Source organism: Marinobacter sp., from assembly GCF_048266785.1.
Lineage (GTDB): Bacteria > Pseudomonadota > Gammaproteobacteria > Pseudomonadales > Oleiphilaceae > Marinobacter.
In genome coordinates this window covers 19,581-41,006 of the sequence record NZ_JBLWYX010000003.1, presented here as the reverse complement: position 1 = coordinate 41,006, position 21,426 = coordinate 19,581, and the positions used below count along the sequence as shown (strand labels likewise).

The 21,426-nt window shown below is 55.3% G+C and carries 16 protein-coding genes; 2 read left to right on the top strand and 14 right to left on the bottom strand.

Annotated elements, in window-relative coordinates; all coding sequences use genetic code 11:
• Positions 1-20: 20 nt before the first annotated feature.
• From ACN0V1_RS05710 to ACN0V1_RS05680, 7 genes are read right to left on the bottom strand one after another with little or no spacing between them, the layout of a single operon-like run.
• Positions 21-1,847 (bottom strand): carbamoyltransferase, encoded by a 1,827-nt coding sequence (locus ACN0V1_RS05710; RefSeq protein ID WP_417544090.1) that lies wholly within the window; start codon positions 1,845-1,847, stop codon positions 21-23.
• Positions 1,844-2,839 carry a polysaccharide deacetylase family protein gene (locus ACN0V1_RS05705; protein ID WP_417544089.1) on the bottom strand — a complete coding sequence of 332 codons (996 nt, stop codon included), beginning with the start codon at positions 2,837-2,839 and terminating at the stop codon, positions 1,844-1,846. Before ACN0V1_RS05705 ends, ACN0V1_RS05710 begins: the two co-directional genes overlap by 4 nt.
• Before the next feature lie 8 nt (positions 2,840-2,847).
• On the bottom strand, positions 2,848-4,233 hold the full coding sequence (locus tag ACN0V1_RS05700) for a hypothetical protein (protein WP_417544088.1): 1,386 nt from the start codon (positions 4,231-4,233) through the stop codon (positions 2,848-2,850).
• 4 nt (positions 4,234-4,237) lie between these two features.
• The gene (locus ACN0V1_RS05695; RefSeq protein ID WP_417544087.1) at positions 4,238-5,113 is read right to left on the bottom strand and encodes a polysaccharide biosynthesis protein; all 876 of its coding nucleotides are present in this window, start codon (positions 5,111-5,113) and stop codon (positions 4,238-4,240) included.
• Positions 5,113-6,696 carry an XrtA system polysaccharide chain length determinant gene (locus tag ACN0V1_RS05690; RefSeq protein WP_417544086.1) on the bottom strand — a complete coding sequence of 528 codons (1,584 nt, stop codon included), beginning with the start codon at positions 6,694-6,696 and terminating at the stop codon, positions 5,113-5,115. The genes ACN0V1_RS05695 and ACN0V1_RS05690 overlap by 1 nt, the downstream gene beginning before the upstream one ends.
• Entirely contained in the window at positions 6,696-7,334 is a 639-nt protein-coding gene (locus ACN0V1_RS05685) for an XrtA/PEP-CTERM system exopolysaccharide export protein (RefSeq protein ID WP_417544085.1), read from the bottom strand. Before ACN0V1_RS05685 ends, ACN0V1_RS05690 begins: the two co-directional genes overlap by 1 nt.
• Positions 7,335-7,370: 36 nt before the next feature.
• Positions 7,371-8,777, bottom strand: a complete 1,407-nt coding sequence (locus ACN0V1_RS05680) for a TIGR03013 family XrtA/PEP-CTERM system glycosyltransferase (RefSeq protein ID WP_417544084.1) — start codon at positions 8,775-8,777, stop codon at positions 7,371-7,373.
• Between the two features lie 310 nt (positions 8,778-9,087).
• Between ACN0V1_RS05680 and ACN0V1_RS05675 the strand changes: the two genes are divergently transcribed.
• The gene (locus ACN0V1_RS05675; RefSeq protein ID WP_417544083.1) at positions 9,088-9,996 is read left to right on the top strand and encodes an XrtA system polysaccharide deacetylase; all 909 of its coding nucleotides are present in this window, start codon (positions 9,088-9,090) and stop codon (positions 9,994-9,996) included.
• A gap of 32 nt (positions 9,997-10,028) precedes the next feature.
• Positions 10,029-11,069, top strand: coding sequence for an ExeA family protein (locus ACN0V1_RS05670; protein ID WP_417544082.1), 1,041 nt, complete (start codon positions 10,029-10,031; stop codon positions 11,067-11,069).
• A 61-nt stretch (positions 11,070-11,130) separates the two neighbouring features.
• Here the strand turns inward: ACN0V1_RS05670 and prpD are convergent, their stop codons facing one another.
• The 7 genes from prpD to ACN0V1_RS05635 all read right to left on the bottom strand — a co-directional run bounded on the left by prpD (position 11,131) and on the right by ACN0V1_RS05635 (position 21,423).
• On the bottom strand, positions 11,131-12,615 hold the full coding sequence (gene prpD / locus ACN0V1_RS05665; RefSeq protein ID WP_417544081.1) for a 2-methylcitrate dehydratase: 1,485 nt from the start codon (positions 12,613-12,615) through the stop codon (positions 11,131-11,133).
• Positions 12,616-12,737: 122 nt separating this feature from the next.
• Entirely contained in the window at positions 12,738-13,916 is a 1,179-nt protein-coding gene (gene prpF, locus ACN0V1_RS05660; protein ID WP_417544080.1) for a 2-methylaconitate cis-trans isomerase PrpF, read from the bottom strand.
• 190 nt (positions 13,917-14,106) lie between these two features.
• On the bottom strand, positions 14,107-16,719 hold the full coding sequence (gene acnD / locus ACN0V1_RS05655; protein WP_417544079.1) for a Fe/S-dependent 2-methylisocitrate dehydratase AcnD: 2,613 nt from the start codon (positions 16,717-16,719) through the stop codon (positions 14,107-14,109).
• Positions 16,720-16,914: 195 nt separating this feature from the next.
• Entirely contained in the window at positions 16,915-18,045 is a 1,131-nt protein-coding gene (gene prpC, locus ACN0V1_RS05650; RefSeq protein ID WP_417544078.1) for a bifunctional 2-methylcitrate synthase/citrate synthase, read from the bottom strand.
• Between the two features lie 83 nt (positions 18,046-18,128).
• Positions 18,129-19,019: a methylisocitrate lyase gene (prpB, locus tag ACN0V1_RS05645; RefSeq protein ID WP_291952225.1), complete on the bottom strand. Its 891-nt coding sequence runs from the start codon at positions 19,017-19,019 to the stop codon at positions 18,129-18,131.
• Positions 19,020-19,035: 16 nt separating this feature from the next.
• Positions 19,036-19,716: a GntR family transcriptional regulator gene (locus tag ACN0V1_RS05640; RefSeq protein WP_417544077.1), complete on the bottom strand. Its 681-nt coding sequence runs from the start codon at positions 19,714-19,716 to the stop codon at positions 19,036-19,038.
• Between the two features lie 120 nt (positions 19,717-19,836).
• Complete coding sequence (locus ACN0V1_RS05635) at positions 19,837-21,423, bottom strand: glucan biosynthesis protein (RefSeq protein WP_417544076.1); 1,587 nt, start codon at positions 21,421-21,423, stop codon at positions 19,837-19,839.
• Positions 21,424-21,426: the final 3 nt, after the last annotated feature.

The window sequence follows — 21,426 nt, the reverse complement described above, 5'->3', positions numbered from 1 at the left end:
GCCTTACGTCCGTTACCAGATCAATGCCCCGGGTTCGGGTGTTTTACCAGGAATGGCCCTATCGCGAGATAATCCAGCGCGCCCTGAATGAAGGCTCTCACGCCGTCCTCCGGAGAGTTGACAATGGGCTCTTCGTGCATGTTGAAACTGGTGTTGATCAGACTGGGGATCCCGCTCAGCTTTTCATACTCACACAGGATGTCGTAGTAGCCGGGGTTGGCTTCCCGACGGATTAGCTGAGGCCGTGCTGTACCATCCACATGAACGGCAGCCGGGCAGTTTTCGCGCATGAAGTCGGTACAGTCAAAGGTAACGGTCATGAATTCCGCAGCGTGCTCCGCGCCTTTTATGTTGTGGTAGCACTTCTCCCGGGCTTCGTAGAGGGTAACCGGGGCAAATGGCATGAATTCGGTGCGGCCAAGGCGCTTGTTCAGCCACTGGTTTACCTCAGGCTCACGGGCATGATAAAGAATGGAACGGTTGCCCAAAGCCCTGGGGCCGTATTCCATGCGTCCGTCGAACCGCGCGACCACTTCGCCGCCGTGAATCAGCGCGGCAACCTCTGCGGCGAGGTTTTCGGGGCGGCGGTATTGAAGGTTTTCCGCCTTCAGTGCCTTTTCCAGTTCCGCTTCGGAATAGTCCGGCCCCATGTAGGCATTGGTGATAGAAGGTTTCACACCGCCGGGCCAGCTGTGATAGAGCGCTGCTCCGGTGCCACAGCCACCATCGCCCATATTGGGATACACAAAAATATGGTTAACGCCTTCAATTTCAAAAATACGCTGGTTCAGTTTTACATTCGCGGTTACGCCGCCCGAGAGTACGATGGTGTCTATCCCGGTTTTTTCGACCCAGTACCGGATATAGTTAGTCGCCACTTTCTCGAGTACGTATTGGTAGGCGGCAGCCACGTCGATCTTCGGAAACTTTGATGCCAGATAACGCGAGAAAAATACGTTGTTGGCTTCGTAAATACGGAAATCGCCCGGCGTCTGTTCGATACGGGAGAGAAGAATTTCCCCCAGGATCTCAGCGTCGCCGTACGAGGCCAAGCCTACAATCTTGCCTTCGTGTCGGCTGGGTTTAAACCCGAGGCTGGAGGTAACGTGCTCATAAAGCGTACCGAGTGAGTTCGGGAATGGCAGCCCATGCAGGCGATGAATCTTTCCATCGCGGGCTTCACTTACGGAACCGGCAAGCCCCGAACCATAGCCATCCAGGGTCACACACAGTGCCCGTTCATAGCCGCTGCACAGAAAGCTGTTGGCAGCGTGGGACAGGTGGTGATCCATGCGTTTCACCGGTTTCGTCCAGCCCATCTCGTTCAGGCCTTGGGTGAGCTCGTTTTGCCACTGCTGGAAAGACTCTGTGGCGCCTTCACCCCAGTGTCGGGAGGATTTCAGGGCGGCGTTGTTGGACGCCAGCTTCTGTACACCCGCCATGTTGTAGTAGGAGTTATGAAGAAACCCCTTTTCCATAATAGCGTTCGGGTGCTCAAGGCCATGAATCGGTTGATTGCGATCAGGCACACGGCTCAGCGCTTCTTTGATCTGTGGGCTCAGGTCCTTGGGCTGGAATGTTTTGATAAACGCTTTTTCGTCTTCCAGGTTTTTTGTGAACAGCTTCTGCTCGTTTTCCCAGGTGAGAAACGGATAGCACACCTGGTCAAAATCGCTCATGGAGAGCCCGGTGTATGAAAGCGCTTTTTCCAGAGCCAGGCGCGGAAAGCCTGCTTGCTGCTTGTTTCTTGAAAAACGTTCTTCACCGGCGGCAAAGAGGATGTTGCCATCTTCAACGATTGAGACCGTTGAGTCCTTATCTAGCGGGGATATCCCGAGCACCTTCATGCCTTGCTCTCCATATACTTGCGAATGCGGATGGGCGATGACGCCTGTCCGCCCAGTTCATTGAAAAAGAAATCGAAAAACCGTCGAAAACTGTCCAGAAATGCCTTTAGCTGGGCTTCATTCTGAACGTAAGTGGTGTTGCCTGGCACTACGCTGGGGCTGTGGAAGCTCCAGGTAAATGTGCGCACGCCCTGTTTGTAGAGCGCTTTTGTGAGCTTGATGTGCTCCGCTGGCGTGAATCCTTCCGGGGACAGCATAAGCCGGTCTACCGCGCCAACCCGGGCCAGAATGCCCGGCGCCTTGAATTTACGCAGCCGTTGCGCGGCCTCGTACAGTGGCACTGCAACCGGGCTCGCCCAGCCGATAAACCCTCCGCTACAGGGAATTTCCAGGAGGGGACTATCCGAACCGCCAAACCAGAAGGGGTGCGCATTGAACCTACGGTAGTCGGGGCCTCCATCCGCCCGGGAATCGAGAGGCGGGCAGACAGACAGGTCAATATCAAACCCCAGCTCTTGAAGAATACCTGTCGTATTTGGCCCAAAACCATATCGCCCGGCTTTGTAGGCCACCGGGGGCTTACCGAAATTCTGCTGAATGGTTTCACTCAGAACCCGGAGCTTTTCCCGCTCAAGGGCTTCGGGAAGATTTCCGGGATACATGTTCGACCGGGTCACAGCTTCTTCCTGAGGTGGATTCACCCAAGGATGCAGGTGCGCTCCGATTTCGCACTGGCCTTTCTCTGCAAACTGCCGCAGTAGTCCATAGCCCCGGGGCTGACTGGCCACCGGATAATCAATCACGTAACAGGGGCAGATGCCATACTCGTTGAAAATCTCCTGAGCGCGATCAATGTGCGCCATGGCAGAAACCCGGTTGGCGTTGGCGTCTGGCTCTGCGTTCCAGTCAAACTCCTCTTCGGTGTCGATCACCACAATCAGCTGTGGCGGTGTCTCCGGAGGAAGTCGTATGTCCCTTTTTTGTTCAAACATAGTTGTGATCAACGTTGCCCGCTCATTACAAAGCCGCGACTCAGCACAAAGCGTAGCTCGAACTGATCCTGATCATCTCGGACTGACTTTGAACGCAGGTAAGACTGGATCAGCTGTACCCCAAAGCTGGTATTTTCAGCAAGCTGCCGCGTCCAACCTGTTGTAATCCGATGGATCTGGTCAACAATAACGCTAGCGTCTTCATCTGCATCGCCTTCCCAGCCATATCCGAAGTTCAGCCGCTGAAGCGCGTTTAACTGATAGCCAAGATTAATTCCGGCGCGGTATTCATGGGAAGTGACTCCGGAAACCTGCGATTCGAGGAGGGAGCCTGCTGCGTATACCCCAAGGTTGCAGGCATCGCATACCTGTTGGTTGTTGTGGGTAATCGACAGCGAATCGCTCACGACGAGATCTCGCAGCCGAACGGTATCCGGCAGGAATGAGAAATCAGGTGGCAGATTCAGGGAAAGGTCGGTAGCGCTGTCGGACATGCTGCGGTCGTATTTCACCGAAGTACGCCAGTCGGTGGTGACCCAACTGCGCTCCAGGAAACCGGTCACCGCATCATATTCACTGGTGGTGCCGCCGGTGAATTCGGTTTCAGCTTTGCTGCCGCCTGCCCCAATACTGAAGTACCCGCTTTCCATCTGCAGGCTGTATACCAGCTGTGCGGAATCAATGGTGATGTCCGTATCATCTTCGTCAGACCAGCTCCGGCTGACGTTAAGACCTCCCGTGGAACGCTCACTCAGCCTTCGTGAAAATTCACTGCCAACGGTATAGGATTCCTGATCATCGAGGCTATCCTCGCCAAAGCTACGACCTGCCTGGCCAAAAAACCGCAGCGTCGAAAGCTCACCCGGATAAAAGCGCAGCCCCGCACCCGCACTCAGGGTATTCCGGGTATCGTAACTGGAGGGATTGACCACAAACCCGGTATCGTTGCGCACGGAACTGACCGTGTGGCCGAGATTGAAATCGAAGCGGCTGCCTGGATCAAAGTGTGTATAGCGGGAGGCGCCGGTGATGGAGCTGTTGTCCGTTTGATCGCCGTCGGCTGTGTCCCGGCTCGTTTCCAAAGTTCCGCCGTATCGCAACACAAGCGCGTTGGCACCGTTTTCCAGGCTGCCACCCACTTGCCCGGACAGTCCAAGACTGGGTTCTGTGTTGGTGTCGGTTGAGGTGCCCCGGTCTGTTCGGGTGTGCGTAATGCCGGTAAACACCGAGGCCGAACCGGAGACTGTTTCAACACTGTCGCTGAGGCCCTGCGCGGCGGCTGCAAAAGGCCAGGCTACGCCGATGGCAGCAATAAAGCAGGTGCCAATATACCCGATACCGATATAGCGATTAATGAGGCTGTATTTACTCGCTTTCCCTGCTCTAGGTTCCATGAGGCTACTCCTGAAAAATCAGGCCGGAGAATTTATCTGACCCAAGTGCATCTACAGAATCTGCAATGATTTCTCCGGTGACTTCTCCAAATGGAACGCCGAAGACTATCTGATCTGCAAAGCGCTCAATAATCCTCGCTTCGGTATTTTCCCGAAACGGTGGGGCGTTCAGCACAATGCAACGATCCGGGTAACGGTCCTTCAGTTCGGCCATCAGTTCTCGCATGCGCACAGCAGCAAAAAGTTCAACGGCCGAGGACGCGTGAGTGCCTGCAGGAATCACTGTAAGACGCTCAACCCCGCTCGGGTAGAGAATTGACTGGATGGCTATCGAACGGTCACTCACAAAGTCTGTCACGCCAGCCTCCATGGGGCTGGAAACCAGGCCTTTCAGCTCATTGCTGTAAGGGTCGCAATCGACCATTAACGCGGAGGTATGGGAATCCATTGCGAAAGCAGCTGCCAGGTTATAGGCCGTCAGAAGGCCACCAGGGCCGCTACCAAGGCTGCTGAACATCACCGTGAAGTTGCCTTCACCAGTCCGGTTGCGCAGCTGTATACGCAGTTCCCGGTAAGCATCCATCACTTCTTTATCGGGCATGCCGGAATAGATTATTTTCCGCTCCCGTAACTGTTCACGGCTCCACGGGTACGGATTGCCAATGAGCGCCAGCGACATCGACGAATCATAAAGCATCGGTGGGTTTTCCTGGTGGTTTGTATCCACCCGGTTCCAGTTCGGCTTGTCCCTGTCGGAGCCCGCGTAGGGGCGCTCTTTACGAAAGTTATCGTCGGCCTTGGCTTCACCGCGGTCTCGTTCGAGTTGGCGGCGTTCATCCTGGCTTTTCAGAAGCGCATTATAGAGCTTGTTGTCGTCCATCAATTGCTCCCTTCCCCAAGCCCAAGCCCGGTTAATTCACTGAGTTTGTTAATCAGTTGCTCTGGGGTAATGCCCATCACGCTGAAGACCAGAACGGCGAGATAGGCTGTCATGAAAACTGCCAGCACCAGCAGGATCGACAACACATCTTTGCGCAGCAAGCGGTCCTTCCAGGTGCTACGGTAATGGGGAATGGTGGTCAGCACAGGAATGGATTCCGGCAAGGCCAGTTGCAGCGTGCGGGGTGAGCGAATGCGCTGATCAAACATCACCAGCATAACCAGCAAACCCAGTACCATGGCGCTACCCAGAAATGGACCCGCAAGGCCTACCTGATACAGCTGAAGGCCATCCCACTGAGTCGGATACGTTGCCGGCTCCTGGATTTTGTAACTTACGCCCTCACCCTGTACATCCAGAGTCATCGACAGCCGTGCCTTTTCCCGGCGTTGCAGCATGTCTTCATAGACTCCCCGGGTAACATCATAGTCCCGCGTAAGCTCCGAAAGCTGCGCCTGATTCTCCGCAACCCGCTGGGAGCGTTCGAACGATTCCTCAAGAAGCCGCTCCAACGACGCCAGACGGTTTTTTTGTACGGCTAATCGTGTCGTCATGTCTGACAGCTGGATTTTAAGGTTTTCGTAAACCGGGTTTTCCATCACCTCGGTCACACCGCCGTCCCGGTCTTCGTCGGTCTGCGTGGAAACACGTTTTTTGAGGTCGGCAATCTGATCCTGAACGCTAATCACATCCGGGTGACGTTCATGGTAGCGCAACAGCAGGGAGTCCATCTCCTGGCGCATGGCGGCCAACCTGCGCTCCGCAGATGACTTGCCGGGGTCGACAGTGATACGGCGAACCGGCTGCTCGTCTTCAAGCTGGCGACGGGTAAGCTGAACTTCGGATTGGGTTTGCTGGATTTCCAGTTTCAGGTTTTCAATATCCCTACGCAGGCCTTCAATTCTGGCGAGCACACTGCTTTCAGTGCCATCCTGATTGGCGGATTTGAATTCCTTCAAGCGCTGTTCGGCCTCTTCAAGCTGGCGCTGGTAGGTTTTAACCTGGGAATCAATGAACTCGTACGCGCCCTGACTCTCGGAGCGCTTTTTACGCACGGTGCGCTCAACAAAGCGGTTCAATACCGCGCTCAGAACCTGAAAGGACTCGTCCGGGCTTCCACTCGTGTAGCTCAGCTCAAGAAAATTCCGGTTTGATACCCGAATACCTACCTGCTGGCGCAGGCTGCTGATCTTTCCGTTACGGAGAACATCCGTTTCCCCGCCTCTAATCAGCCCAGTATCCAGAGCGATCTGTTCGAGGAATGAGCGACTTTGCATCATTTCCCGGGCTTCGTTGATGCGATCCAGTTGCGTTATCTCAGCTTTGCCTCGAAGCAGCGGCTGGAGAATATTGGACTGGTCGGCGTACAGAACCGCCCGGGAGGTATAGCTTTTGGGTATTACATAGCCCAGTGTCAAAACCCCTGCGGTCACCGTTATGAATATGATGACCGCTGCCAACCTGTGTCGGTAAAGCTCAAGCTTTACCGCACGAAGGGTATCGAGAATGAACTGTATATCCATCAGAGCTCGCCCCGGAACAACTGTTTACGAGGCACACTGATGACGTCTCCCGGCTGCAGACCGTGGTTCGTACGCATGTCTCCGTCGGTAAGAATGGCTTCAAGATCCAGGCCAAAGCTCTGGTATTCGCCGTTGATCTGGCGGTGCAGAACTGCGCGGCTATCGGCGGCAAAATCAGTAACGCCACCGGCCATGAGTACAAGGTCCAGTACGGTCATGCCGGGCTGGAAGGCGACGGATTGTGGCGAAGCGACCTGACCAGTAATACGGATACGGTTGCGGAACTCTTTACTGAGCGGGCTGGTAACCATCACTGTGACTTCCGGGGTACGGATAAACTCACCCAGGGTGTCGCTGATTTCAGAAGCCAGGTCTTCCGGTTTTTTACCTTCGGCTTTCACATCGCCCATCAGCGGCAAGGAGATAAACCCATCCGGGCGAACCACGATGGATTGGCCCAGTTCCGGGTTGCGCCACACGTGAACAGCAACAGTATCCCCTACACCAATCTCGTAAGGCTCGGCCTCCAGCTCGGATGCCGGCGGCATTTCGGCGGATGACGGCAGGCCCGAGCAGGCCGTGATAAACAGGCCCAGAACCGCAATCAAGCCCGCCCGCACTAACGTAGAAATATCCATAAAACTCTCCAAGCCCTTGTTTTATAAACCTGTTTGTTATCGAACGCCTTTACCGAGGAGAATCACTTCCACGGTCTGGATCATGATCAGAAAATCCATCAAAAGGCTGTGATTTTTAGAGTAGTAAAGATCGTACTCCAGCTTGCCCTGGGCGTCTTCAACCGACGCGCCATAGGGATATTTAAGCTGCGCCCAGCCCATTAAGCCAGGCTTTACATAATGCCGGGTATCATAAAACGGAATTTTTTCTTTCAGTTCCAAAACAAACTCCGGCCTTTCCGGGCGCGGCCCGACGATGCTCATTTCGCCTTTAATCACATTATAGATCTGCGGCAGCTCATCCAGGCGCGTGTTACGTATGAATGCCCCCACTCGGGTAACCCGGTTGTCGTTGGCAGAGGCCCAGCGTGCTTTGCCATCTTTCTCTGCATCTTGCCGCATGCTGCGAAACTTGTAGATCCGAAACTCTTTACCAAACATTCCGACTCGGGTCTGGCTGTACAGTATGGGACGCCCGGTTTCCAGGAACACCGCAATTGCCGTAAGAATAATAAACGGCAGCATCACTGCCAGGAGCGTGAGGCTGATAAGCAGATCCAGGAATCGTTTGGTGAAATCACGGGTTTTTGACGCTTTAAACCCCTCGGAAAACACAATCCAGGACGGGCGCACCATATCCAGCTTGGCTTTTTTCAGTTCTCGCTCATAGAAATCGATGCCATTGGTTATGGCAATACCACGCAATTTGCATTCCATCAGCTCCGGCACCGGCAGCCACCCACCTTCGTTTCTGCGGCGTTCCTGCTGCGCGATGACAATTTCCGAAACACGGTTTTGCCGGCAAAACTGATAAAAGTCGTAGGGCGTGGGAAGCAGTTTATCGGCAGCAACCGCGCCACCCGGGTTATCTGCGATACAGCCAATGATTTGCACGCCCAGTGCGCGCATGTTGCGCTCGTACTCGTCCAGCAGGTTAGCTGCGAAATCGCCCGCCCCGAAAATCACCACACGGCGTACCAACTGCTTCAGATCCACAACCCAGAGAAACAAAAGCCGCATGAGAATCACAACCAGAGACGCGAGGATCACGGCCCAGAACAGGTTCGTGCTGCCCGGGTTTGTCGATGGAAGCACCAGGTAGAGCAACTTCAGCCCTATCCCGCCAACAAAGCAGTAGGCAACCAAAGTGCGGAAAAACAGCGCTGAAACGCTTTCATGAACCATGGCGAGATAGCCGCCCATGGCAAGCGTTCCACAGCTCAGAATCAGTGCGAAGAGGCTCGCTGACAGGATATTTGTTTCAACCGACGGATAACCGACGCCCGCAACCGAAAGCAGAAATCCAAGAAAGGAAAAAATCGCATACAGCACAACAAATTCCAGCGCAGCAAGCACCAGATAGGGAACATGAAGGTAATGTTTTCGAAACCGTATATAAGACACGCCAAACTTCCTTGTCGTCTGCTCAACACATTACAACACCGTGCGACAGACCAACATCTGATTCTCCGGCGGCGAACACTCAGCCGAACACTGAGCGACCCCTTACCACCGGTTCCTTTTTATCATTTGGGCCATTCTGCGCTGACCAAGTTGTAATCTCAACTCATTGTATCTTTTGGTAACATAGTTTTACATTGTTTTTCTTGGCAAAGAGGAATTACTCGCATCATGAATTGTATTTGCACGATCACTAGGTGAAAATCAAGCCATCGGTACTGTTGATTAAGCGTACCACTGGAAAGGAGAGCCTATGCCCGGAACGGAAACACCCTCACCCTTACATGCCATGAGCATAGACGTTGAAGACTACTTCCACGTTGCTGCACTTTCTGGCGTGATCCGACCGGAACAGTGGGACTCCCTGCCCTCTCGTGTGGAACAGAACACGGAGCGCCTGCTATGCCTGTTTGACAAGCATCAGGTAAAGGCAACGTTCTTTGTGCTAGGTTGGGTAGCCGAGAGATTTCCGGCGCTCATCCGCAAACTGTCTGACCATGGCCACGAGATTGCCTCCCACGGATATAGCCACCAGTTGATTTATAATCAGACTCAGGACGTGTTCCGCGAGGAAACAGTGCGCTCCAAATGCCTGCTGGAAGACATCACTGGCAAAGCGGTAGAGGGTTACCGTGCTGCAAGCTACTCCATTACCCGGGAATCTCTTTGGGCCCTGGATATCCTGAGCGATGCAGGCTTTACCTGGGATTCGAGTATTTTTCCTATACGGCACGACCGGTACGGCATACCGGGCTCTCCATCTACGCCCTACTCTATCGAAACCGCCAGCGGTGCCGTTATCCGCGAGTTTCCCCTGACAACCGCCCATATAATGGGGTTTTCCATTCCGGCAGCCGGGGGAGGTTATTTTCGCCAGTTCCCATACCCGGTGTTTCGCCATCTGTTCCGCAACGCATCGGGCTTTGGTTCGCGGCCCCAGATGTTTTATCTGCACCCCTGGGAAATAGACCCGGAGCAGCCACGTTATGACAACGCAAGCTGGTTTTCGCGTTTCCGCCACTATACCAATCTGGACCAGTGCCACGATCGCCTTGATCGATTACTCGGCGATTTTCGGTTTGGGACGGTGAGCGAAAGCTATAATGCCTATGAACCAGACAAAACCCTGCTGCGTAGCGATCAGATGATCCGCCTCGCCTGATTCAGGGCAATAGAGCTGAACAGGAACTGAATATGTATCTGGAATTTTTTGGTCTCCACAGACACCCCTTCCGCATTACACCGGAAGACGACTTTATTTACATGAGCCAGCAACATTCGCGGGCCTATGTGTACATGTCTTCGGCGATCTGGAGCTCTGAAGGCTTTGTGGTTATCAGCGGTGAGATCGGTTCGGGCAAGACAACTCTGCTTAAAAAGACGATCCGCAACCTTGAAGGCAACCTGAAGCTACTTAATATTGCCTACACCAATCTGGAATCGAGGGATCTGTTTGGCCTGATTCTTCGCAAGGCTGGAATGCAGGTGGAGAATGAGAGCAAGGTTGCCATGCTGTTCCAGATTTCCGATTACCTGGAAAAAATGGCTACGGCAGGCACCCCGGTGGTGTTAACCATTGATGAAGCGCAGAATCTCACCCGAGAGAACCTTGAAGACGTCCGTATGCTGGCTGGCATGGAAAGCATGGGTGGGCCTTCGATGCGGGTTATTCTGCTTGGCCAGCCAGAGCTGAAACAGGCGGTTCTGGACATTCCCCAGCTTGCTCAGCGAGTAAAACTGTTCTTCCATCTGGAGGGCCTGACGTTTGCTGAAACGGCTGAGTATATTGACTACCGGCTTTTGGTTTCCGGCCACGGTGATAACAAGCTTTTTGATGGCGACACCGTTCGCGAAATCCACAAGCTGAGCAAAGGCATTCCGCGGCTTATCAACAAGTTGTGTGACGGCATGATGATGTGCGCATACTCCGAAGACCGACCGTTCATCGATCCCCACGACCTCAAATCCATTCGCAAGGATTTGCTGGGAGACGAACTACCGAAGAATACGCCCAAACTGACCGGCCTGAAGAAGCGGGAACATCCAGGTCCCGAGCAAGGTGCGTTCAATACAGGCGATATGGTGAACGCAACGAACGCCCTCCTGCGCATGGCGGAAGCACTCGAGCGTATTGACAACCGACTGGCCGCAGTTTTCCCGGATGAACAGTCTGCCCGCAGGGAAAATATCGGGGCGCCTGACAACGTGAAGCCACTATCGCCAAGCCGCCAGTAGGTCCGGGTGGAGAGCTCTCAGCTATTCAACTAACAGCCCTCAGCTAATCTATTGAGCGCTCTCAGATAACGAAAAGGCCCACGAATTCCTGAACCGGGGTCTTTTCCAGGTTCTTCTGGTCTTTACAGGTTTCATTAATCAGCTCGCACCTTTGCGTCGGGAAACGAGTAGACAGATTGGCCCGGAACTTGTCCTCCAGCAACGGAATACCCTCTTTCCTGCGCCTGCGGTGGCCGATGGGATATTCAACCGCAGCCTTCTCGGTGCTGGAGCCGTCCGTGAAGAACACCTGGATGGCGTTAGCGATAGAGCGTTTATCTGCCTCCAGGTATTCCCGGGTATAGCGCTCGTCTTCAATAATTTCCATCTTTTCCCGCAGCGTGTCTATTAACGGGTTGGCCTCGTGAAAGCTGTCTTCGTAGTGCTCTGCGTTGAGGTTGCCAAAAATCAGCGGCACAGCAGTCATATACTGCAGGCAGTGGTCACGGTCAGCCGCGTTTGCCAGCTTGCCTTTCTTCGAAATAATACGAATGGCGGATTCGTGGGTGGTGATAACGATTCGATCGATCTCGTCGAGCCGATCTTTCACCTGTGGATGAAGCGTTACAGCCGCCTCGGCGGCCGTTTGGGCGTGAAATTCTGCAGGGAAGGAAATCTTGAACAGAATGTTTTCCATTACGTAGGAACCGAAGTCCTGCGGCAATGAAAATTCGCGCTTGTCTTCCGGCTTCAGAGCCTGATCCTTATTGGTTTTGCTGAAGAGAACATCGTAAAAGCCCCACTGCGGGGCTGTCAGAGCGCTGGGGATGCCCATTTCGCCGCGCATGGCAATGTCCGCAAGGCGAACGGCCCGGGATGTGGCATCACCAGCGGCCCAGGATTTACGGGAACCTGCGTTCGGAGCGTGACGATAAGTTCGCAGAGCCTGCCCGTCGACCCAGGCGTGAGAGAGCGCTGACAACAACTGCTCGCGGGTGGCACCCATGAGCTTGGCGGAAACCGCCGTGGAGGCGACTTTTACCAGCACGACGTGATCCAGCCCTACCCGATTGAAGGAGTTCTCCAGCGCCAGCACGCCCTGAATCTCGTGAGCCATGATCATGGCTTCCAGAACTTCGCGCATGGTAAGCGGCTCTTTGCCCCCTGCAACGCGCTTCTGGGACAGGTGATCCGCCACCGCCAGAATTCCGCCCAGGTTATCCGAAGGGTGCCCCCATTCGGCCGCCAGCCAGGTGTCGTTATAATCCAGCCAACGCACGATGCAGCCGATATCCCAGGCGGCCTTCACGGGGTCAAGGCGGAATGACGTACCTGGAACCCGGGAGCCGTGGGGCACAACCGTGCCCTCTACAATCGGCCCGAGATGCTTGGTGCATTCCGGAAAGCGCAACGCCAGCAGGCCGCAGCCGAGCGTGTCCATGAGGCAAAGGCGCGCCGTGTTCCAGGCTTCTTTGTTTTTTACTTTATAGGTGAGGACGTAATCGGCGATCTTCTGGAGGGCTTCGTCGTAATCAGGGCGTTCGTTAAGATCGAATGTTGCTGACATGATACCGGCTCCTTCGATTTGAATGTCTGCTTAATACAGCCTAGCAAACTTAACGCCCAAAGATCTAAAGGAGCCTATAACCCTTTTCTTTTTTCGCTTACTGCCTGACGCGGCGCCGAATGCTAGAAGCTATCTCCCGGCACCCTCACCCATCCTTCCATCAGAATGCGGGCGCTGCGGCTCATGATGGCTTTGGTGGCTGTCCACTGGCCGTTCACCTCTTTTGCTTCTGCGCCGACCTGCAGAGTGCCTGACGGATGACCGAAGGTGACTGAGGTGCGCTCACCGCCGCCTGCTGCCAGGTTTACCAGTGTTCCCGGAATGGCTGCTGCGGTTGCGATAGCCACCGCTGCTGTACCCATCATGGCGTGGTGCAGCTTGCCCATTGAGAGCGCACGCACCAGGACATCGATATCACCTGCGCCAATCCTCTTGCCACTGGATGCAGTGTAGTCCGCCGGTGGAGCTACGAAAGCAACTTTTGGTGTGTGCTGCCTGGCGGCGGCTTCTTCAATGTTCTGGATCAGCCCCATTTTCAAGGCGCCGTGAGCGCGAATGCTTTCGAACATCGCCAGGGCTTCGGGGTCGCCGTTGATGTCGTCTTGCAGCTCAGTGCCTGTATATCCAACCGCATCCGCGTTGATGAAGACCGTTGGAATGCCGGCATTGATCATAGTGGCTTTCAAAATACCAACGCCCGGCACCTCCAGTTCATCCACCAGGCTGCCGGTGGGAAACATGGAGCCCTCGCCGTCTGCCGGATCCATGAATTCAACCTGCACTTCTGCAGCAGGAAAAGTTACGCCGTCCAGCTCAAAATCGCCGGTTTCCTGCACTTCACCGTTAGTGACGGGGACATTGGCAATGATGGTTTTGCGGATATTGGCTTGCCAGATGCGCACGACTGCCGTGCCGTTTTCGGGGATTCGATCTTTTGCGACAAAGCCGCTGTTGATCGCAAAGGCGCCCACCGCTGCAGTGAGGTTGCCGCAGTTGCCGCTCCAGTCTACGAAGGGCTTATCGATGCTGACTTGCCCGAACAGGTAGTCCACATCGTGATCCGGCTGGGTGCTTTTGCTCAGGATGACGGTTTTGCTGGTGCTGGATGTGGCACCGCCCATGCCGTCGGTTTGCTTTTGGTAGGGGTCGGGGCTGCCGATTACTCGCAGCAGTAGCTTGTCCCGGGCTTGGCCTGGTGTTTGGGCCTTTTCCGGGAGATCGTTCAGGCGGAAGAACACGCCTTTGCTGGTGCCGCCACGCATGTAGGTGGCGGGGATTTTGATTTGGGGGGTGTTGGGCATGGGGTACCTTTTGGTTTTGTCGGGTTATGGAGTTGGGCCGCGCCCCCTCTCCCTAACCCTCTCCCGCAGGGGGAGAGGGGATACATAGCGATACCCTGAGAGTATTGGGAGCTTTACTCCCAAGCTTGAGGGTAATGCAGTAAGCCCCTCGCCCCTGGCGGGAGAGGGGTTGGGGAGAGGGGCAGTTCCTTTAAGCCGCGCCTTCCGACTGAAGGAAGTCCTCAGCAAACCGCTGCAGGACGCCGCCAGCGGAGTAAATAGACAACTCCTCTGCAGTATCCAACCGGCAGATCACCGGCACTCGCTCAGAGCTTCCATCTTTACGATGCATGACCAGAGTCAGCTTGGCACCGGGCGCAGCCGTACCTTCGACATCAAAGGTTTCAGTACCGTCGATATTGAGGGTCTTGCGCGTGGTGCCTTCCTCGAACTGCAGGGGCATAACGCCCATTCCCACCAGGTTAGTACGGTGAATGCGTTCAAATCCTTCAGCGGCAATGGCTTCAACACCGGCCAAAGCGACACCTTTCGCTGCCCAATCACGGGACGAGCCCTGACCGTAGTCAGCGCCGGCGATGATGATCAGCGGCTGTTTGCGCTCCATGTAGGTTTCGATGGCTTCCCACATGCGAGTGATCTTGCCTTCCGGCTCGATGCGCGCCAGGGAGCCCTGCTTCGCTTTGCCGTTTTCATCCAACACCATTTCGTTGAACAGTTTCGGGTTGGCGAAGGTGGCTCGCTGTGCGGTCAGGTGGTCGCCACGGTGGGTTGCGTAGGAGTTGAAGTCGACCTCCGGCACACCCATTTTGTGCAGATATTCACCGGCGGCGCTGTCCATCATGATGGCGTTGGACGGCGACAGATGATCCGTTGTGATGTTGTCTGGCAAAACCGCCAGCGGGCGCATGCCCTTGAGCATTTTCTCTCCGACCATGCCGCCTTCCCAGTATGGCGGGCGGCGAATGTAGGTGCTCATTTCGCGCCAGTCATACAGGGGATTGGTGTTGGCCTGCGCATCGCGGGTGATGTCGAACATGGGAATGTAGGTGCTGCGGAACTGCTCCGGCTTCACCGACTGTTTCACGATGGCGTCGATTTCGGCGTCATCCGGCCAGATGTCCTTCAGGGTGACGGGGTTTCCGTCTTTGTCGTGGCCCAACGCATCTTTTTCAATATCGAAGCGGATGGTTCCTGCAATCGCGTAGGCCACTACCAAAGGCGGTGACGCAAGAAACGCCTGCTTGGCGTAGGGGTGAATCCGGCCATCGAAGTTACGGTTACCGGAAAGCACCGCCGTCGCGTATAGATCGCGATCAACGACTTCTTTCTGAATGACAGGATCCAGCGCACCGCTCATGCCGTTACAGGTTGTACAGGCGAACGCCACCACGCCGAAGCCGAGATTTTCCAGTTCGGACAGCAGCTTGGCATCTTCCAGGTACATTTTGACGGTTTTGGAGCCCGGCGCCAGAGAGGACTTCACCCACGGCTTGCGGGTCAGGCCCAGTTTGTTGGCGTTGCGGGCAATCAGGCCGGCAGCCACCATGTTGCGCGGGTTGCTGGTGTTGGTGCAACTGGTGATGGCCGCGATGATAACGGCGCCATCGGGCATTTTGCCTTCTTCCAACTCCCACTCGCCAGCGATGCCACGCTCTTTCAATTCGGAGGTCGGCAAGTGCGCGTGCGGGTTGGAGGGGCCTGCCAGGGTGCGGGTGACGGTGGAGAGATCAAACGTCAGAACGCGCTCGTATTCGGCGGTTTTCAGAGCGTCTGCCCACAAACCAGTGTGCTTGGCGTACTTCTCTACCAGGGCCACCTGCTCATCTTCACGGCCGGTCAGCTTCAGATAGTCGATGGTCTGGCCGTCAATGTAGAACATCGCAGCCGTCGCACCGTATTCCGGTGTCATATTGGAGATGGTGGCGCGGTCACCTATGGTCAGGCTGTCTGCGCCTTCGCCGTAGAATTCCAGATAGGCACCCACCACGCGCTCCTTGCGCAGGAACTCGGTCAGGGCCAGTACCATGTCTGTGCTGGTGATGCCCGGCTGCAGCTTGCCTGTGAGCTCAACACCCACGATATCCGGCAGTCGCATCATGGAGGCACGGCCAAGCATCACGCTCTCGGCTTCCAGGCCGCCAACACCCACGGAGATAACGCCCAAGGCATCCACCATGGGGGTGTGGCTGTCTGTGCCTACACAGGTGTCCGGGAAGGCGACGCGCTTACCTTCGCCATCGGCACGCGCCTGAATTACCGGAGACATTTTCTCCAGGTTGATCTGGTGCATGATGCCGTTGCCGGGCGGGATCACATCCACGTTCTTGAACGCGGTTTTGGTCCAGTTGATGAAGTGGAAGCGGTCGTCGTTACGGCGGTCTTCGATGGCGCGGTTTTTCTCGAACGCATCTTCCTCGAAGCCGGCGTGTTCAACGGCCAGGGAATGATCCACGATTAGCTGCGTGGGAACCACCGGGTTCACTTTGGCGGGGTCACCGCCCTTCTCGGCAATGGCGTCGCGCAGGCCTGCGAGATCCACCAGGGCGGTCTGGCCCAGAATGTCGTGGCAGACCACACGAGCCGGGTACCAGGGAAAATCGAGATCGCGTTTGCGTTCGATGAGCTGTTTCAGGGAATCCGTCAGTGCATTCGGATTGCAGCGGCGAACAAGCTGCTCGGCCAGGATTCTGGAGGTGTACGGAAGTTTGTCGTAGGCGCCGGACTGGATGTCTTCCACGGCCTGGCGAGTGTCGAAATAATCCAGGTCGGTGCCTGGTAGGGGCTTACGGTAGTTTGTGTTCATGGGCGGTACTCTATGTTCAGTTATCCCCTCTCCCCCGGCCCCTCTCCCGCAAGGGGAGAGGGGAGACAAGATCGCTATCCCGGAAGGGAGAGTGGAGAGTAATAATTATCCCCTCCTCCCTCGCGGGGGACGGGAGTTCAATCTTTATCCCCTCTCCCCTCGCGGGAGAGGGTTAGGGAGAGGGGGAAGTTTCGTTTATGGCCGATTATCAATCGGTAGCCATTCAGCATGATCGGGGCCAGTGTAATCAGCACTCGGGCGGATAATCCGGTTATTGGCCCGCTGTTCCTTCACGTGGGCAGTCCAGCCGGATACCCGGGACATTACAAAAATCGGCGTGAACAGTTCAGTCGGGATGCCCATGAAGTGGTAAGTCGACGCATGGAAGAAGTCGGCGTTACAGAACAGCTTCTTCTCACGCCACATGACTTCTTCGCAACGCACGGATACTGGGTAAAGAACCGTGTCGCCTACTTCCTTGGCCAGTTTTTCAGACCACTTCTTGATGATCACGTTACGGGGATCCGACTCGGTGTAGACCGCGTGGCCGAAGCCCATGATTTTTTCCTTGCGGGCCAGCATGCCCATCAGGCCTTCTTCGGCTTCGTCGGCGCTCTGGAAACTCTGGATCAGCTCCATGGCCGCTTCATTGGCACCGCCGTGCAGCGGACCACGCAGGGTACCAATCGCGCCGGTTACGCAGCTGTGGATATCAGACAGCGTCGAGGCACATACACGCGCGGAGAAGGTGGAGGCGTTGAATTCGTGCTCGGCATAGAGAATCAGGGATACATTCATCACCCGCTCATGCAGCTCACTTGGCTTTTTGCCGTGCAGCAGCTCGAGGAAATGGCCACCGATGGAATCCACATCACTGTCAGTTTCAATGCGCACGCCTTCGTGGACGAAGCGGTACCAGTAGGTGATGATAGACGGGAACAGCGCCAGCAAGCGGTCGATCCTGTCGTCCTGTTCGCAGAAGTCCTGCTCGGTTTCCAGGGTACCCAGCATGGAAGCGCCAGTGCGCATTACGTCCATGGGATGGGCATCCTTGGGGATGTTTTCCAGAACGGTCTTCAGGGCGGCGGGCAATCCACGCAGCTTCTGAAGTTTTTTCTTGTAGGCATCCAGCTCTTGCTGGTTCGGCAATTTGCCGCGCAGCAGCAGGTAGGCTACTTCTTCAAACTGGGCGTTGTCCGCCAGATCGCTCACGTCGTAACCGCGATAGGTCAGGCCGGTTCCGGTTTGACCAACAGTGCACAGTGCCGTTTCACCAGCGACCTGACCGCGCAGACCTGCGCCACCTGATTTTTTTGCTTCAGCCATAGGTGCTCTCCCTTTATATTTATGATTGATCGGGTCTCGTTCGAGAAACCCGGTGGTCAAATCAATGCGTTATCAGGCCTTGATCAGCCCTTGGACTGCTGGAACAACTGGTCCAGCTTCTGCTCGAAATCGTGATAGTTCAGGTAATCGTAGAGTTCCATACGGGTCTGCATCAGATCCACCACGTCTTTCTGATCGCCCTTCTCCAGAATGCTTTGGTAAACCGTTACCGCGGCTTTATTCATGGCGCGGAAGGCGCTTAATGGGTACAGCACCATGGCAGCACCGGATTCGCCAAGCTCTTTACGATTATAAAGCGGCGTGGCGCCAAATTCGGTGATGTTGGCCAGCAGTGGAACGTCACCCAGGGCTTTGGAGAATGCCTTGTAGTGTTCCAGTTCGGTAACCGCTTCAGCGAAAATGCCATCGGCACCGGCTTCGATGCACGCTTTGGCGCGATCAATGGCTGCTTCCAGACCTTCTTTCTGGAAGGCATCGGTGCGGGCCATGATGAAGAAGTCTTTGTCTACCCTGGCGTCTGCAGCCGCTTTGATGCGATCGACCATTTCCTCTTTGGAAACAATTTCCTTGTTCGGGCGGTGTCCGCAGCGCTTCTGGGCTACCTGGTCTTCAATGTGCACAGCCGCTGCGCCGGCACGTTCCATCTGCTGGATAGTGCGGGCGATGTTGAACGCCCCACCCCAGCCAGTATCGATATCTACAAGCAACGGCAGGTCGGTTGCTGCGGTAATGCGGCGTACGTCTTCTACCACATCGTTCAGGCTGGTCATCCCCAGGTCGGGCAGGCCATAAGAGGCGTTCGCCACGCCGCCACCGGAAAGATAGATAGCCTGGTGCCCTGTTTTTTCCGCCATCATGGCAGCGTATGCGTTAATCGTGCCTACAATCTGTAGGGGCTTGTTGTCGTTCAGGGCTTTGCGGAAACGCGCGCCCGGGGAGAGCTTATTGGACATGTTTATTCCTCTCTTGTCAGATGGTTAAAGTGCCTTCCTGAATTTGCTTCTCAATATTTTTACGAGCGGCGTTGATATGCCTTTTCATCAGAAATTCTGCGAGTTCACCATCACGCTGGGCAATGGCTTCTACAATTCGGCGGTGCTCGCCAAGCGCACGGTGGGGGCGACCGGCGGAGGTGCTTAACCGGTAGCGGTACATTCGCACCATATAATAGAGATCACCCAAGAGCATCTGAGCCAGTTTTGTATTCCGGCTACCGGTGGCAATGCGGTGGTGAAAGTCGTAATCCCCTTCAGCCTGATAATAGGCCTGCCCACGAGCTTCGTCGATCATGGTTTCGTGGGCATCCAGAGTGGCCTGGAGGTCGGCAATTTCCTGGTCGGTCATGCGTTCGGCGGCCTGGCGCGCAGCCAGACCTTCCATGACTTCACGAATACGGTATAGCTCAACCAGCTCCGACGCGCTCACTGAGACAACTTTTACGCCCGCATGGGGACGACGAACCAGAAGCCCGCGAGACTCAAGGCGGCCAAGAGCCTCTCGGAGCGGGCCGCGCGTCAACTCAAAGCGTGAACAGAGATCCAGCTCACCGATTTTGTCACCCGGCGCAAGATCCCCTTTGACGATTGCCGTTTGCAGACAATCGAAAGCCTCATCGGCACGGGTGTAGGTTTGAGATGTGATATCCGGCATAGTTTGTCGACAATCTGGATGCAATATCGACAAAAATATCCCGTAAAGCCCACTTTGTCAACAATGCGGCAGGCACATTGTCAACAATCCGCAAGAGCTGGCACCCTAATCAGGCACGTCTCAATAGAGCTTGCGTTCAGACATAGGTGGCGGTGAATACTGGTACACCCAGGTTTCTGTGAGCGGCTCATCGCCCAGGCGCAGAAACAGCCGAATATTAATGGGCTCTTCAGAGTCCCCCGGAACCAGATCAAACATGGCCCGATACCCGTTGATTGCAGACAATGGCCTTGCTGAGGTTATTTCCACTTCGCCCCGGCTTGCACTGATGACAGCCTCTACCTCCGCATCACCGCCCAGCATATCCAACACGCCCCCGGCAAAGTCCACTGCAAAGCGCCAGGAGAAATATTCCCGTTTTTGACCAACCACGCCGCCCAGCCCGGTACGCGTTGCCCGCACGATCGCAAGATCTCGCGGATTCACTGGCGCCCGCTCACCCCAATGCAGCCGGTAAGAAAACAGATATTCCTGTTCCGGTTTCAGCGGCGTTTCTGGATGCCAGAACGCAACGATGTTGTCGAAAGTCTCATCAACGGTGGGGATTTCCACCAGATCAATACTGCCCTTACCCCACTCGCCTCTTGGCTGCACCCATACGCTGGGGCGGCGTTCATAGAACACGCCATCGTCCTGGTAGTGATCAAAGTTACGGTCACGCTGCAGCAAACCGAAACCTTGGGGATTGTTATCACTGAAACTGTTGAAACGCAGGTGTGCCGGGTTGTCCAGTGGTCGCCAAAGCCACTCACCACTGCCCGAAAGCATAGCCAGGCCGTCAGAGTCGTGGATCTCCGGGCGCCAGTCGTAATCCATACGCCGGTTGTTTTCACCTACCTGATACATGCTAGTGAGGGGTGCAATGCCGGCCCGTTTCATTTCAGTACGTGGATACAGCGCAACATCGACATCCATCACCATATTGCTGCCCGGGTCAAGAACAAAGGCGTAGGCACCGGCAGTGCTGGGCGAATCAAGCAACGCCCATACCCGCATTACCTGGCTCCCCGGCTGCGGTTTTTCGAGCCAGAAGGCACTGAACCGTGGAAACTCCTCCTCTCCGTTTACAGCAGTATCAATAGCAAGCCCCCGTGCAGACATCCCGTACTGCATTTCCGAACCCACCGCGCGGAAATAGCTGGCACCGAGAAAAGCCGCAAGATCCAGGGAGAAGTTGGTTTGATAATGCAGGCGAAAGCCGGCATAGCCGAGGTCGCCCGGCAGATTGCCAAGGGGTTGTTCGCCTTCGTAATCAAAAAATTCGGGGTTGTAGCGAAGCGTGGTTGCCTTGCCGTCAATCACCTCATGAATGGTGACCGGAGACTGAAAATACAGCCCCAGATGAAACAGCTGTGCCTGAAAGGCAGAATCGCTATCAGCCCACAACGCGTGATCCTTGCGGAACCGGATAGCCTGGTAGTCGTCCCAGGAGAGCTGTTTCAACCTCTGAGGCAACTCACCTTCCTGGGATATATAAGGGTGAGCAGCCAGTTCCCGTGCGTGGCCTTTCAGCCAGGCGTAACTGAAGGGTTTTTCGCTATTATCGCTGCTTATCTCCGATTCACGCGCCCAAGCGAGGGGTGCAAGCGGCAGAGCACTGGCTCCAAGCCCTGCTATCAGCGTTTTCATAAGCGTACGTCGATCCATAGC

What these genes read in the sequence shown, in the direction of transcription:
- ACN0V1_RS05710 (WP_417544090.1), bottom strand. Translation starts at nt 1,847, where the DNA reads ATGAAGGTGCTCGGGATATCCCCGCTAGATAAGGACTCAACGGTCTCA.
- ACN0V1_RS05705 (WP_417544089.1), bottom strand. Translation starts at nt 2,839, where the DNA reads ATGTTTGAACAAAAAAGGGACATACGACTTCCTCCGGAGACACCGCCA.
- ACN0V1_RS05700 (WP_417544088.1), bottom strand. Translation starts at nt 4,233, where the DNA reads ATGGAACCTAGAGCAGGGAAAGCGAGTAAATACAGCCTCATTAATCGC.
- ACN0V1_RS05695 (WP_417544087.1), bottom strand. Translation starts at nt 5,113, where the DNA reads ATGGACGACAACAAGCTCTATAATGCGCTTCTGAAAAGCCAGGATGAA.
- ACN0V1_RS05690 (WP_417544086.1), bottom strand. Translation starts at nt 6,696, where the DNA reads ATGGATATACAGTTCATTCTCGATACCCTTCGTGCGGTAAAGCTTGAG.
- ACN0V1_RS05685 (WP_417544085.1), bottom strand. Translation starts at nt 7,334, where the DNA reads ATGGATATTTCTACGTTAGTGCGGGCGGGCTTGATTGCGGTTCTGGGC.
- ACN0V1_RS05675 (WP_417544083.1), top strand. Translation starts at nt 9,088, where the DNA reads ATGCCCGGAACGGAAACACCCTCACCCTTACATGCCATGAGCATAGAC.
- ACN0V1_RS05670 (WP_417544082.1), top strand. Translation starts at nt 10,029, where the DNA reads ATGTATCTGGAATTTTTTGGTCTCCACAGACACCCCTTCCGCATTACA.
- prpD (WP_417544081.1), bottom strand. Translation starts at nt 12,615, where the DNA reads ATGTCAGCAACATTCGATCTTAACGAACGCCCTGATTACGACGAAGCC.
- prpF (WP_417544080.1), bottom strand. Translation starts at nt 13,916, where the DNA reads ATGCCCAACACCCCCCAAATCAAAATCCCCGCCACCTACATGCGTGGC.
- acnD (WP_417544079.1), bottom strand. Translation starts at nt 16,719, where the DNA reads ATGAACACAAACTACCGTAAGCCCCTACCAGGCACCGACCTGGATTAT.
- prpC (WP_417544078.1), bottom strand. Translation starts at nt 18,045, where the DNA reads ATGGCTGAAGCAAAAAAATCAGGTGGCGCAGGTCTGCGCGGTCAGGTC.
- prpB (WP_291952225.1), bottom strand. Translation starts at nt 19,019, where the DNA reads ATGTCCAATAAGCTCTCCCCGGGCGCGCGTTTCCGCAAAGCCCTGAAC.
- ACN0V1_RS05640 (WP_417544077.1), bottom strand. Translation starts at nt 19,716, where the DNA reads ATGCCGGATATCACATCTCAAACCTACACCCGTGCCGATGAGGCTTTC.
- ACN0V1_RS05635 (WP_417544076.1), bottom strand. Translation starts at nt 21,423, where the DNA reads ATGGATCGACGTACGCTTATGAAAACGCTGATAGCAGGGCTTGGAGCC.